Source organism: Pandoraea fibrosis (genome assembly GCF_000807775.2).
Classification (GTDB): domain Bacteria; phylum Pseudomonadota; class Gammaproteobacteria; order Burkholderiales; family Burkholderiaceae; genus Pandoraea; species Pandoraea fibrosis.
The window spans coordinates 4,967,314-4,980,167 of the sequence record NZ_CP047385.1 but is presented as its reverse complement, the minus strand read 5'-3'; the positions used below and the strand labels follow the sequence as shown (position 1 = coordinate 4,980,167).

Below are 12,854 nucleotides of genomic sequence, written 5' to 3'. Positions count from 1 at the left end.
CTAACCTTTAACCCAACCGTTGTTCGTCGTCGTCAGCCCCCTCGGGAGACGGACGTCAGCGGCGTAATCCACATTTATGTCCGACCTGCAAACCTCGACCAATGAATCTTTCGCGGCGCTTTTCGAAGAGTCGCTCACTCGCCAAGACATGCGTGCTGGTGAAGTCATCAGCGCAGAAGTCGTGCGGGTTGACCACAACTTCGTGGTCGTCAACGCCGGACTCAAGTCCGAAGCGTACATCCCCATCGAAGAATTCCTGAATGATCAGGGCGAGGTCGAAGTTCAGGCCGGCGACTTTGTTTCCGTGGCGATCGACGCCCTGGAAAACGGCTACGGCGACACCGTGCTGTCGCGCGACAAGGCCAAGCGTCTGGCTTCGTGGCTGGCACTTGAGAAGGCCCTCGAGTCGGGCGAACTCGTGACCGGTACGATCACCGGCAAGGTCAAGGGCGGCCTGACCGTGATGGTCAATGGCATCCGCGCATTCCTGCCGGGTTCGCTGGTTGACACGCGTCCGGTCAAGGACACGACCCCGTACGAAGGCAAGACCCTCGAATTCAAGGTTATCAAGCTCGACCGCAAGCGCAACAACGTTGTGCTGTCGCGTCGCGCCGTGATCGAAGCCACCCAAGGTGAAGAGCGCGCCAAGCTGCTCGAAACGCTCAAGGAAGGCGCGATCGTCAAGGGCGTGGTCAAGAACATCACCGATTACGGTGCGTTCGTCGACCTGGGCGGTATCGATGGCCTGCTGCACATCACCGACATCGCATGGCGTCGCGTGCGTCACCCGAGCGAAGTGCTGTCGGTTGGCCAGGAAGTCACCGCCAAGATCCTCAAGTTCGATCAAGAGAAGGGCCGCGTCTCGCTGGGCGTTAAGCAACTCGGCGAAGATCCGTGGGAAGGCATTGCTCGCCGTTACCCGCAAGGCACCCGCCTGTTCGGCAAGGTCACCAACATCACCGACTACGGCGCATTCGTCGAAGTGGAATCGGGCATCGAAGGCCTGGTTCACGTGTCGGAAATGGATTGGACCAACAAGAACGTTGCGCCGACCAAGGTTGTCCAGCTGGGCGACGAAGTCGAAGTCATGGTGCTCGAGATCGACGAAGACCGTCGTCGTATCAGCCTCGGCATGAAGCAATGCAAGCCGAACCCGTGGGATGACTTCTCGCGCAACTTCAAGAAGGGCGACAAGCTCAAGGGCGCGATCAAGTCGATCACCGACTTCGGTGTGTTCATTGGTCTGCCGGGCGGCATCGACGGCCTGGTCCACCTGTCGGACCTGTCGTGGAGCGAAGCTGGCGAAGAAGCCGTGCGCAAGTACAAGAAGGGCGACGAAGTCGAAGCCGTGGTCCTGGGCATCGACGTCGAGAAGGAACGCATCTCGCTGGGTATCAAGCAGCTGGAAGGCGATCCGTTCAACTCCTTCGTGGCAATCCACGACAAGGGCTCGATCGTTGACGGCACCATCAAGGCTGTCGATCCGAAGGGTGCTGTCGTGTCGCTGGGTGATGACGTCGAAGGCTACCTGCGCGCATCGGAAATTTCGCACGATCGTGTGGAAGATGCCCGCAACGTGCTCAAGGAAGGTGAAGCCGTCAATGCCATGATCGTCAACATCGATCGCAAGTCGCGCAACATCAACCTGTCGATCAAGGCCAAGGATTCGGCTGAACAGCAAGAAGCGATGAGCAAGCTGTCGTCGGATAGCTCGGCAGCGAGCGGCACCACGAACCTCGGTGCGCTGCTCAAAGCCAAGCTGGACAGCCAGAATCAGTAAGGTCCAAGGCCTATGACCAAGTCTGAATTGGTCAACCAGTTGGCGGCGCGGTTCCCCCAGTTGGTGCTCAAGGACGCCGATTTCGCGGTGAAGACAATTCTCGACGCGATGGCTGACGCGCTTGCGCGCGGTCATCGAATCGAGATCCGCGGATTCGGTAGTTTTGGGCTCAACCGTCGGCCACCGCGCGTCGGCCGCAACCCGAAGTCGGGCGAGAAAGTGTTGGTGCCGGAGAAATTCGTGCCTCACTTCAAGCCAGGCAAGGAGTTGCGAGAGCGGGTTGATCACAAGGCGTCGGACCAATAAGGCCCTTTGGGATCTACTACGCAAAAAAAGCGCCTTCGGGCGCTTTTTTTGCGTCTGGTGGAGGCGGGTGCGCGCCATTGACGCAAATGTGAAGCGCGCTGCAGGAACGACGCCTCACAGAGCACATCCGGTACAATACGCCCACGTGCCAGCCCGGCGCATGAACGGTGTCGATATCGTTCATGCAAGGCCGCTCAAGTTGCAAAACATACGGCAAGCCTGCCGCAGGAGCCTTTCGGCATGAAGCTGATTGTTTGGATCGTTCGTCTCATCGTGTTCGTGGTGTTGCTGTGCCTCGCGCTCGCCAACACGGGCGAGGTTACGTTGAACCTGTTCCTGGGTCATACGTGGACAGCGCCGCTCATCATGATCGGTCTGGCGTTTTTCGTGGTCGGTGGCGTCATTGGTGTGCTCGCCACCTTGCCGAGCCTGATGCGCCAACGCCTGGAGTTGCGCCGCTCGCGACGCGATCTGGCGCGTGCGCAGCGGGACCCCGAGGCAAGCGATCAACCGCCGATGCTGCCGCCCGTCTAAGGCGACGGCGACCCGGCGCACGACTCTCGCCATCCTCATCGACTGTTTCAACGACAACACGCATTCATGGAATTCGAGGTCTGGTGGCTATTAGCCATCCCCGTGATTTTCGGCTGCGGCTGGGTAGCCGCACGCCTGGATCTGCGCAGCCTGCTCTCCGAGAGCCGCAATCTGCCGGCATCCTATTTTCGCGGTCTGAACTTCCTGCTCAACGAGCAGCCCGACAAGGCGATCGATGCCTTCATCGAGGTCGCCAAGCTCGACCCTGAGACCACCGAGCTGCACTTCGCGCTGGGCAGTCTCTTCCGTCGTCGGGGCGAAACGGAGCGCGCCATTCGCGTGCATCAGAACCTGCTCTCGCGTGACGATCTGCCGCAAGCCGACCAGGAGCATGCGCTCTATGAGCTGGGCCACGACTTCCTCAAGGCAGGCCTGCTTGACCGCGCCGAAGAGGCGTTCGGTCGTCTGCAGACGGGCGCATACGCCAAGGCCGCGCAACACGCGAAGCTCACGATCTATCAGATCGAGAAAGAATGGCGCAAGGCGCTGACCGAGGCTGAGACGCTTAGCGATCTCGATCCCGCGGTGTCGTACCGCAAGGAGATGGCGCAGTTTCACTGCGAACTGGCGCAGGAAGCGCTGCAGCGCAAGGACATCGAGTCGGTGACGCAAGCGCTGGACGCCGCGCTTGCGATCAATCCCGCGAACGTGCGCGCACCGTTGCTGCGCGGCGATATGCTGCTCGCCGCAGGCGACGCGCAGGGCGCCTTGAATGTGTTGAGCACCATCGAGCAACAGAATCCGGTGTATCTGGGCCTGGCGGCCAAGCGTCTGATGCGTGCGTATGAGGCCGTCGACCGTGCCCCCGAAGGACTCGCCGTGTTGCGCGAAGGACTGCGAAAAAATCCGTCGGACGATTTGCTTGAGATCGTCTACGAAAAGACGATGGCGCTCGAGGGGCCGGAAGCGGCGCTCAAGCTCATGCGAGAGCAGATGCATCGCGCGCCGAGCGCGCTGGGCATGACGCGCCTGCTCGAAGCGCACGCCGCGACAGCCTCTGGAGACACGCAGTCCGATCTTCAACTGATGGGCAAGCTCATCACCCAACGCACCAAGTCGTTGCCGCGCTACGTCTGCGATCAGTGCGGCTTCCGCGCGCGACTGTTCTACTGGCAATGCCCCGGCTGTAATGGCTGGGAGACCTATACGCCGCGCCGTGCCGACGTGCCCGCGGCCTCCTAATTTCTTTAAGTTCGCGCAATCATGAAAGTCACCATCATCGGCTCCGGATACGTCGGCCTCGTTACGGGCGCTTGTCTCGCGGACGTCGGCAACGACGTGTTCTGTCTCGACGTCGATCAGCGCAAGATCGACATTCTGAACAACGGCGGTGTGCCGATTCACGAACCCGGTCTGCAGGAAATCATCGCGCGCAATCGCGAAGCCGGCCGATTGCACTTTTCGACGGACATCGAAGCGTCTGTCGCGCACGGCGATGTACAGTTCATCGCCGTGGGCACGCCCCCGGACGAAGATGGCTCCGCCGATCTGCAATACGTGGTGGCCGCGGCGCGCAACATTGGTCGTTACGCCAAGAGCTTCAAGGTGATCGTCGACAAATCGACGGTGCCGGTAGGCACGGCCGACAAGGTGCGTGTCGCCGTGGCCGAAGAACTGGCCAAGCGGGGCGAGGACGTGTCGTTCTCCGTTGTCTCGAATCCCGAATTCCTGAAGGAAGGCGCGGCGGTGGACGATTTCATGCGTCCGGACCGCATCGTGATCGGGGTGGACGACGACACCGACGGCCAACAGGCGCGCGCGATGATGAAGCGTCTGTACTCGCCGTTCAACCGCAATCACGAACGCACGCTTTACATGGACGTGCGCTCGGCGGAGTTCACCAAGTACGCGGCGAACGCCATGCTGGCCACCCGTATCTCGTTCATGAACGAACTGGCCAATCTGGCCGATCGCGTCGGCGTGGATATCGAAGATGTGCGTCAGGGCATCGGTTCCGACCCGCGCATTGGCTATCACTTCCTGTATGCCGGTTGCGGTTACGGCGGCTCGTGCTTCCCGAAGGATGTGCAGGCACTTGTGCGAACCGCCGAGGACTATGGCTTGCCGCTGCGTATTCTTAACGCCGTGGAAGCGGTGAATGAAACCCAAAAGACGGTGTTGATCGAAAAGATCGTCAAGCGCCTTGGCGACGATCTGTCGGACAAGACATTTGCACTGTGGGGGCTGGCGTTCAAGCCGAATACGGACGACATGCGTGAGGCGCCCAGCCGTCGCGTCATCGAAGAACTCGTGCGCCGGGGGGCTCGTGTGCGAGCCTACGACCCGGTGGCGCTCGACGAAGCTCGTCGCGTGATCGCGCTGGACTTCGCAGACGATGCCGCAGCGCATGCCCGCATCGAATTCTGTGCGACGCAGAACGACACGCTGACGGGCGCCGACGCACTCGTTATCGTCACGGAGTGGAAGGCCTTCCGCAGCCCGGACTTTGCGAAAGTCAAAACGGCACTGTCGTTGCCGCTGATTTTCGACGGTCGTAATTTGTACGATCCGGAAGCCATGCAGGAACTCGGCATCGAGTACCACGCGATTGGCCGCGATCTGCACAAGCCCGCCTGAATTTCCTGGAGCGACGAATGACTTCGACGGCAACTTCGCTCACGCGCACGGTCCAGGCACCGGGCGTGCCTACGGTACCTCGCGAGGCTTTCAGTCGCGCGCGCGTGCTGATCGTTGGCGACGTGATGCTCGATCGCTACTGGTTTGGCGACGTCAATCGCATTTCGCCGGAAGCCCCGGTGCCGGTCGTGCACGTCAAGCGCAATGAAGAGCGTTTGGGTGGTGCGGCGAACGTGGCGCTCAACGCTACATCGCTGGGTGCGCAGGCCGGTCTGCTATGCGTGCTGGGTGAAGACGAGCCGGCCGAGCGTGTCGTCGACATGCTCGATACGAGCGGTGTCACCGCCTACGTGACGCGAGACGCCCATCTGGCCACGACGATCAAGCTGCGCATCGTGTCGCGTCAGCAGCAACTGCTGCGCATCGACTTCGAGAATCAGCCGGCGCATGAGGTATTGCTGGCGGTGCTCGACCAGTATCGTCAACTGCTTGCCAGCTACGACGTCGTGTTGCTCTCCGACTACGCGAAGGGCGGTCTGACGCACGTTCAACCGATGATCGATGCCGCACGCGCGGCGGGTAAGGCGGTTCTCGTCGACCCGAAGGGCAGCGACTACGAGCGCTATCGCGGCGCCACGATCCTGACCCCGAACCGGGCGGAATTGCAGCAGGTCGTGGGCGAATGGCGCTCGGAGGACGACCTCACGGCGCGTGCGCAGAACCTGCGGGAGTCGCTGAACCTCGAAGCGCTGCTGCTCACGCGTTCGGAAGAGGGCATGACGCTCTTCACCGAGGGCGGTGCGTTGCATGTGCCGGCCCAGGCGCGGGAAGTGTACGACGTGTCGGGTGCCGGAGATACCGTGATCGCAACGCTTGCGGCGTCGCTCTCTGCCGGCCTGCCGCTGGCGCAGGCCGTCGTGCTGGCCAATCGCGCAGGCAGTATCGTCGTGGGCAAGCTGGGTACGGCGACCGTGGACTACAACGAACTCTTTTCCGAACTGACATGACCATCATCGTGACCGGCGCCGCCGGTTTCATCGGCGCGAACCTTGTCAAAGCCCTCAACGAGCGTGGCGAGACCGATATCGTCGCGGTCGACAATCTCACGCGTGCCGACAAATTCCGCAATCTGGTCGATTGCGAGATCAGTGATTATCTCGACAAGACCGATTTTGTCGCGCGCTTCCAGCGCCGTGATTTCGGCCGTGTGCGTGCGATCTTCCACGAAGGCGCTTGCTCCGACACGATGGAGACGGACGGCCGCTACATGATGGAGAACAACTTCCGCTACACGCGTGCGTTGTTCGAAGCGTGCCAGGCTCAGACCGTGCCGTTTCTCTATGCATCGTCGGCGGCAACGTATGGCGCGTCGGAAACCTTCGTGGAAACGCGTGAGTACGAGAAGCCGCTGAACGTCTACGGTTACTCGAAATTCCTGTTCGACCAGATCGTGCGTCGCGCCATGCGTGACGCTGGCGGCAAGCTGCCGAGTCAGGTGGCGGGTTTCCGTTACTTCAATGTGTACGGCCCGCGTGAAGCGCACAAGGGGCGGATGGCATCGGTCGCGTATCACAACTTCAACGAATTCCGCGCCAATGGCCGGGTGAAACTCTTCGGCGAGTACAACGGTTACGCTGCCGGCACGCAAAGCCGCGATTTCGTGTCGGTAGAAGACGTGGTCAAGGTCAACCTGCACTTCTTCGATCATCCGGAGCGCAGCGGTATCTTCAACCTGGGCTCGGGCCGTGCGCAGCCTTTCAACGACATCGCCGTGGCTGTGATCAACACGCTGCGTGCAGAGGCCGGCGAAGCTCCGCTAACGCTCGACGAATTGGTCAAACAGGGGCTGGTGGAGTACATCCCGTTCCCGGACGCGCTGCGCGGCAAGTATCAGTGCTTTACGCAGGCGAACATCGACCATCTGCGTCAGGCGGGCGGCTATCAGCAGCCGTTCTACACGGTGGGCGAAGGGGTATCGCGTTACGTGCGCTGGCTGCTCGCGCAGTAAGCGCCGGGGCGCCGGGGTTGCCAACGAGCGCCGGACAAACGGGGAGCCAGACGGCTCCCCGTTTTGCTTTAAATCGTGTCGGATGTCATCCGCAGACGCACTGGGGCGTTAAGGAGGTATCGGGGGTATCCACGATATTGGCCCGAGTGACCTCATAAGGAACACATCATGCTTCGCAAACTCTTGCTGGCGGTTGTTGCCTTTTTCACCCTGTGCGGCCTGGCCATGGCCGCCGTCGACATCAATTCCGCCGACCAGACGCAGCTCGAAACGCTCAAGGGCATTGGGCCGGTCAAATCCAAGGCCATCATCGACGAGCGCAATGCCCACGGCCCCTACAAGGACGCCGCGGATGTGGCCAAACGCGTGAAGGGACTGGGGGCCAAGTCCGTCTCCACGCTCCAATCCGAAGGCATGACGATCAACGGACAGGGCGGTGCTGCGGTCCCGGCCGCGCCGACACCGGCGGCAAAATCCCCGTCAACCCCCGCGCCGACAGCGCAGGCGCCTGCGACACCGTCCAAGCCGGCACCACAGGCCGCGCAAACGCCTGCTGCGCCTGCGGCCCCGGCCAAGCCCGTAACGGCCGCCCCGACACCGGCAACCCCGGCAGCGACCATGCCGGCCACGGCCACGCAGAAGACGCCGACTCCCACCCCGGCCGCTGGCCAGACCATGAAGCCCGCCACCCCTGGGCCGACGGCCACGCCGGCCAAGCCCGGTACGCCGGTTCCGGCAGCCGCATCGGCTGCAGGGGCGTCTGACACGAAGGCAACCAAGTCGAAGAAGTCGAAGGACGCCAAGTCGGCCAAGGCAGCGGCGACCCCGTCGGCGGCGTCGGCCCCGGCAGCTACGGCGACCGATTCGACGTCGGCCAAGCCGTCCAAGTCGAAGAAGGCCAAGGCCCCGTCGCCGGCCAGCGCGCCGAAGTCCTGAGGCCCCCGGGTGGCCGGATATTCGCGGGGGCGATGTCCGGCCGTAGCCCTACCCTGAGCGCGGTCATGGCCGGTGGATTAGAATGTTTCGATTCCCGACCGAAAAAGCTTAGCGCAATGGCCTATAAGACTATCGAAGACACCATCGGCAATACGCCGTTGGTGCAACTGGTGCGTTTGCCCGACGACGACATCCGCCGCCGAAACAACGTGATTCTCGGCAAGCTCGAGGGCAACAACCCGGCGGGTTCGGTGAAAGACCGTCCGGCGCTGTCGATGATCAAGCACGCGGAATTGCGCGGCCGCATCAAACCGGGCGACACGCTCATCGAAGCCACCTCGGGCAACACCGGCATCGCACTGGCGATGGCGGCTGCCATTCGCGGCTACAAGATGGTCCTCATCATGCCGGAAGACCTCTCTATCGAGCGTCGTCAGAGCATGGGCGCCTACGGTGCGGAAATCATCCTCACGCCGGTCAAGGGCGGCATGGAATACGCGCGCGACCTCGCCGAGCAGATGCAGCGCGACGGACGCGGCACCATCCTCGACCAGTTCTCGAACCCGGACAATCCGCGTGCGCACTACGAAACGACCGGTCCGGAAATCTGGCGCGATACCGAAGGGCGCGTCACGCACTTCGTCTCCGCGATGGGCACGACGGGCACGATCATGGGCGTGTCGCAGTATCTGAAGGAGCAAAGCGAAGCGGTGCAGATCATCGGCGCCGAGCCGGCCGAAGGATCGCGCATTCCAGGGATTCGCAAATGGCCGGAAGCGTATCTGCCGAAGATTTTCGATCGCGCACGCGTGGATCGCACGATCTCGGTAACGCAGGCGGACTCGGAAATCATGGCGCGCCGCATGGCAGCGGAAGAGGGCATCTTCTGCGGTATTTCGGCGGCCGGTGCGTGCCACATCGCCCTGAATCTGGCGCGTGAAGTCGAGAACGCGACCATCGTGTTCGTCGTGTGCGATCGTGGCGATCGTTACCTGTCGACGGGCGTGTTCCCGGCGTAAGCGTAAAGGGCGATGCAGCGGTGCCTGACAGCACGGCGTCTTCGCGCCGCAGACACAAAGAAAACGGGACCCGAGGGTCCCGTTTTTTGATGGCGAACGACGATGCGCGTCGGGTATTCCGAGACGCCGGAATTACGGTGCGCGTGCTGCCTTGATAGCGTCGGCCAGGTCGTACACCGACATGGCATAGAAGAAGCTGCGGTTGTAGCGGGTGAGGACGTAGAAGTTGGTCAGCCCCATGCGGTACTGCGTGGCTTGTCCCGGTGTCGGCAGATCGACAATGAGCACCGGCGTGTCGAGCGATGCGCCCACGTCGAGCCGTGGCTCGTTCATCAGCATGCCAGCCTTGATGAAGTCGCCGAGCTTCCAGTGCGGCTCGGGCTGTCCGTCGGCACCGGCCTCCGCGAGCCCCTGACTGCCGCGATCCCCGGCAATGTTCCAGACCACCGGTTGCCCTGGCTGCCAACCATGCTGCCTGAGGAAGTTGGCAACGCTGCCGATGGCATCGGCCACATCCGTCGTCAGATTGATCTTGCCATCGCCGGTGTAGTCGACCGCGTAGTTACGGATCGAGGAGGGCATGAACTGCGGAATGCCGATGGCGCCCGCATAGGAGCCGTAAATGCTGAACGGGTCGACACCGCGCTCACGCGCATAGAGCAGCAGGTTTTCCAGCTCGTTGCGAAAGAGCGCCATGCGTTCCGAGCGATTGCGTGCGGGCGGATAGTCGAACGCGAGCGTGGTGAGGGCGTCGATGGTGCGGAAGTTGCCCATGTTGCGCCCGTAGATCGTCTCTACGCCGATGATCGCGACGATGATCTCCTCGGGCACGCCATATTGCTTGGCCGCGCGCGAGAGCGCCGCGGCGTTCTGATTCCAGAAACGCACGCCGCCATTGATGCGTGTGTTGTCGAGAAAATTGCGCTCGTACTTCGTCCAGTTCTTCTGACCGGGCGTAGCGGGCGGCGCGGCCAGTCGCGCTGCCGTCTGCGAGAACACAACGCGCGAGAACACCCGCTGCAACTCGGCGCGATCGAAACCGTCACGCGCCACGATGTCGTTGATGAATGCATCGACCTCGGGGTTCGCCGCGTAGCGCTGCGGCACCACTTCTTCCTCGAACTCTGTCTGCGCCACTTGTTTCGGACGCGTCTGCGCGTGCACGCTGGCCGCCGTCAGCGCGAAGGCGCCAATGCACAGGGCAACGCCGAGCGCGCGAACGGGGCGCGACAGTCGCATAGGGCGCGTGGTGTCGGAAGACTTGCGGAAGGTAGCCGTGAGATGACGGCCAGTGTCCGGTCGATGAGTGAGGCGCGAGAGCGCCAGCGGGAGCGAGTCGTACATCCGTACCGGTGATGTCATGCTGTCTGTCAGGCCTGTATGAAGTCCGAATGCGAGGCAGCCGCAAGGGCCGTCGTCGCGTTAGTCGCGTTGATGCTGTTGTCGTTCGGTATCGAAACGATTTGGAAACGATGCGGAAGCGATTCCAAAGCGAAGCGACACGCGGTTCAGACTAGAGCACCAACCATTCATGCCAGTTCCTGCCGTCCCGAATTTCAGGAGAACGGCGCTTACCGGCTGACACGGGTCTGCTGGGAGACTGCTTGGCAGTATAACCGAGTGCACCTGTGATACCTTAAGGCCTGTGCACTGTTGGTGACAGTGTTCAGGGGGATGCCGGCCATCGGCACGCGTGTGCCAGTGCAGTGCGGCACCGTGAGCCAGGCACCACGCCCGGCCGCTACCGGACGTGGAGACCACGGCGCGGCGGGCATCCCCCGCCCGTCCCAATATAACGATTCGAAGCGATAGGCGACACAACGAATGGCTACCGGGTTTTATACGCACCCCGATTGCATCCGTCACGAGATGGGAGAGTGGCATCCGGAATGTCCCGAGCGGCTGCGCGCCATCGAGGACCAGTTGATTGCCGGACGCATTGACGGTCTGCTCGAGCGCCGCGAAGCACCGGCGGCTGACGAGGCCAGTCTGCGGCTTGTGCACACGCAGGATCACATCGACTTCATTCGCGACAACATTCCCGAGTCGGGCTATTTTCCGATCGATCCGGACACGTTGCTCAATCCGTATTCTTGGCGTGCGGCCACCCGTGCTGCGGGGGCGGCGATTGCGGCCACCGACGCCGTCATTCGCGGTGAACTCGACAATGCTTTTTGCAGCGTGCGACCGCCGGGCCATCACGCGACGCCGACGCGCGCCATGGGCTTTTGCCTGTTCAACAATGTTGCGATTGCCGCCGCCCATGCGCTGGAAGTGCACGGGCTCTCGCGTGTGGCCATCGTCGACTTCGACGTGCATCACGGCAACGGTACGGAAGCGGCGTTCGGCAACGACGAACGCGTGCTGATGTGCGGTATTTTCCAGCACCCGTTCTACCCGTTTTCCGGGGCCGTCGATCCGGCGCCGAACATGCTCAACATTCCGCTCGCGGCGCGCACGTCGGGTATGCAGGCGCGCGAGGCGATCGACTATGGATGGCTGGGGCAACTCGAAGCGTTCCGTCCCGAGATGATCTTCTTCTCGGCGGGGTTCGATGCGCACCGCGAAGACGATCTTGGCAATCTCGGGCTGACCGAGGCGGACTTCACTTGGATGACCGAGCGTGTCAAAGCGATTGCCGATCGTCATTCGAAGGGGCGCATCGTGAGCTGTCTCGAAGGCGGCTACAACCTGTCGGCGCTCGGACGCAGCGTTGTCGCGCATCTGAAGGTGCTCGCCGACGTTTGACGCTTCGCACTCGCCAAAGGTGCGATGCCGTGCACAGACGCGGCGCAGGAGACGAACATGACGGCATCCGAATCCACGGCCGCAACGCATGCGCCGCTGGTCCTCGTCACGCGCGGCGAGGGCGAACTGGCCGGTGTGGTCACACTCACGCTGAATCGCCCGCGTCAATTCAACGCCCTGTCCGAGGCGATGCTCGACGCGCTGCAACATGCGCTCGACGACGTTGCCCGGGACGCCGCCGCACGGGTGGTGGTGCTCGCTGCCGCCGGCCCGGCATTCTGCGCAGGACACGATCTCAAGGAGATGCGTGCCGAGCCGTCGCTCGACTACTACCGCACGTTGTTCAATCAATGCACGCGCGTCATGCTGACGATGCAACGCATGCCCCAGCCTGTGATTGCACGGGTGCACGGCATTGCGACGGCGGCGGGGTGTCAGTTGGTGGCCATGTGCGATCTGGCCGTGGCGACGTCGGCGGCGCGCTTCGCTGTCTCGGGGATCAACGTTGGCCTGTTCTGTGCGACACCGGGCGTGGCGCTCTCGCGCAATCTCACGCGCAAGCAGGCGATGGAAATGTTGCTCACGGGCGAGTTCATCGATGCTGAGACGGCCCGCGAGCGCGGTCTCGTCAACCGCGTGGTGCCCATGGAGCGACTGGACTCGGAAGTGGCGGCGCTATGCCGGGCGATTCTCGCGAAACCGGCCGCAGCGGTGGCTGCCGGCAAGGGGCTGTTCTACCGGCAGGCCGAGACGGGAATCGAAGCGGCATATCAGATGGCCGGACAGACGATGGCATGCAACATGATGGATGCGTGTGCGCTCGAAGGCGTGCAAGCGTTCATCGAGAAGCGCGCACCCGACTGGTCGACGCCGCCCGGTTAGGGAC

Annotated in this window: 12 protein-coding genes; 11 read left to right on the top strand and 1 reads right to left on the bottom strand. The window is 62.5% G+C overall.

Annotated elements, in window-relative coordinates:
- Nucleotides 1–76 precede the first annotated feature (76 nt).
- The 9 genes from rpsA (at nucleotide 77) to cysM (ending at nucleotide 9,220) form a co-directional block, all read left to right on the top strand.
- Complete coding sequence (gene rpsA, locus PI93_RS21930; protein WP_039373879.1) at nucleotides 77–1,780, top strand: 30S ribosomal protein S1; 1,704 nt, start codon at nucleotides 77–79, stop codon at nucleotides 1,778–1,780.
- A gap of 12 nt (nucleotides 1,781–1,792) precedes the next feature.
- On the top strand, nucleotides 1,793–2,086 hold the full coding sequence (locus PI93_RS21925) for an integration host factor subunit beta (RefSeq protein WP_010804341.1): 294 nt from the start codon (nucleotides 1,793–1,795) through the stop codon (nucleotides 2,084–2,086).
- A 240-nt stretch (nucleotides 2,087–2,326) separates the two neighbouring features.
- Nucleotides 2,327–2,620, top strand: coding sequence for a LapA family protein (locus PI93_RS21920; RefSeq protein WP_039373877.1), 294 nt, complete (start codon nucleotides 2,327–2,329; stop codon nucleotides 2,618–2,620).
- Between the two features lie 66 nt (nucleotides 2,621–2,686).
- Nucleotides 2,687–3,862: a lipopolysaccharide assembly protein LapB gene (gene lapB / locus PI93_RS21915; protein WP_039373874.1), complete on the top strand. Its 1,176-nt coding sequence runs from the start codon at nucleotides 2,687–2,689 to the stop codon at nucleotides 3,860–3,862.
- Between the two features lie 21 nt (nucleotides 3,863–3,883).
- Complete coding sequence (locus PI93_RS21910) at nucleotides 3,884–5,257, top strand: UDP-glucose dehydrogenase family protein (protein ID WP_039373872.1); 1,374 nt, start codon at nucleotides 3,884–3,886, stop codon at nucleotides 5,255–5,257.
- 17 nt (nucleotides 5,258–5,274) lie between these two features.
- Nucleotides 5,275–6,264: a D-glycero-beta-D-manno-heptose-7-phosphate kinase gene (gene rfaE1 / locus PI93_RS21905; RefSeq protein WP_052240938.1), complete on the top strand. Its 990-nt coding sequence runs from the start codon at nucleotides 5,275–5,277 to the stop codon at nucleotides 6,262–6,264.
- Nucleotides 6,261–7,265, top strand: coding sequence for an ADP-glyceromanno-heptose 6-epimerase (gene rfaD, locus PI93_RS21900; protein ID WP_039373870.1), 1,005 nt, complete (start codon nucleotides 6,261–6,263; stop codon nucleotides 7,263–7,265). The genes rfaE1 and rfaD overlap by 4 nt, the downstream gene beginning before the upstream one ends.
- A gap of 168 nt (nucleotides 7,266–7,433) precedes the next feature.
- Entirely contained in the window at nucleotides 7,434–8,201 is a 768-nt protein-coding gene (locus PI93_RS21895) for a ComEA family DNA-binding protein (RefSeq protein ID WP_039373869.1), read from the top strand.
- Nucleotides 8,202–8,317: 116 nt separating this feature from the next.
- Nucleotides 8,318–9,220 carry a cysteine synthase CysM gene (cysM, locus tag PI93_RS21890; protein ID WP_039373867.1) on the top strand — a complete coding sequence of 301 codons (903 nt, stop codon included), beginning with the start codon at nucleotides 8,318–8,320 and terminating at the stop codon, nucleotides 9,218–9,220.
- A 132-nt stretch (nucleotides 9,221–9,352) separates the two neighbouring features.
- On the opposite strand, the gene mltB is transcribed toward cysM, so the two are convergent.
- Entirely contained in the window at nucleotides 9,353–10,582 is a 1,230-nt protein-coding gene (gene mltB / locus PI93_RS21885; RefSeq protein WP_236105755.1) for a lytic murein transglycosylase B, read from the bottom strand.
- A gap of 462 nt (nucleotides 10,583–11,044) precedes the next feature.
- Here mltB and PI93_RS21880 point away from each other — a divergent pair, with 462 nt between their 5' ends.
- Complete coding sequence (locus PI93_RS21880) at nucleotides 11,045–11,968, top strand: histone deacetylase family protein (RefSeq protein WP_039373865.1); 924 nt, start codon at nucleotides 11,045–11,047, stop codon at nucleotides 11,966–11,968.
- Between the two features lie 57 nt (nucleotides 11,969–12,025).
- A complete protein-coding gene (locus PI93_RS21875; RefSeq protein ID WP_039373863.1) occupies nucleotides 12,026–12,850 on the top strand; it encodes an enoyl-CoA hydratase in 825 nt (274 codons plus the stop codon).
- Nucleotides 12,851–12,854 lie beyond the last annotated feature (4 nt).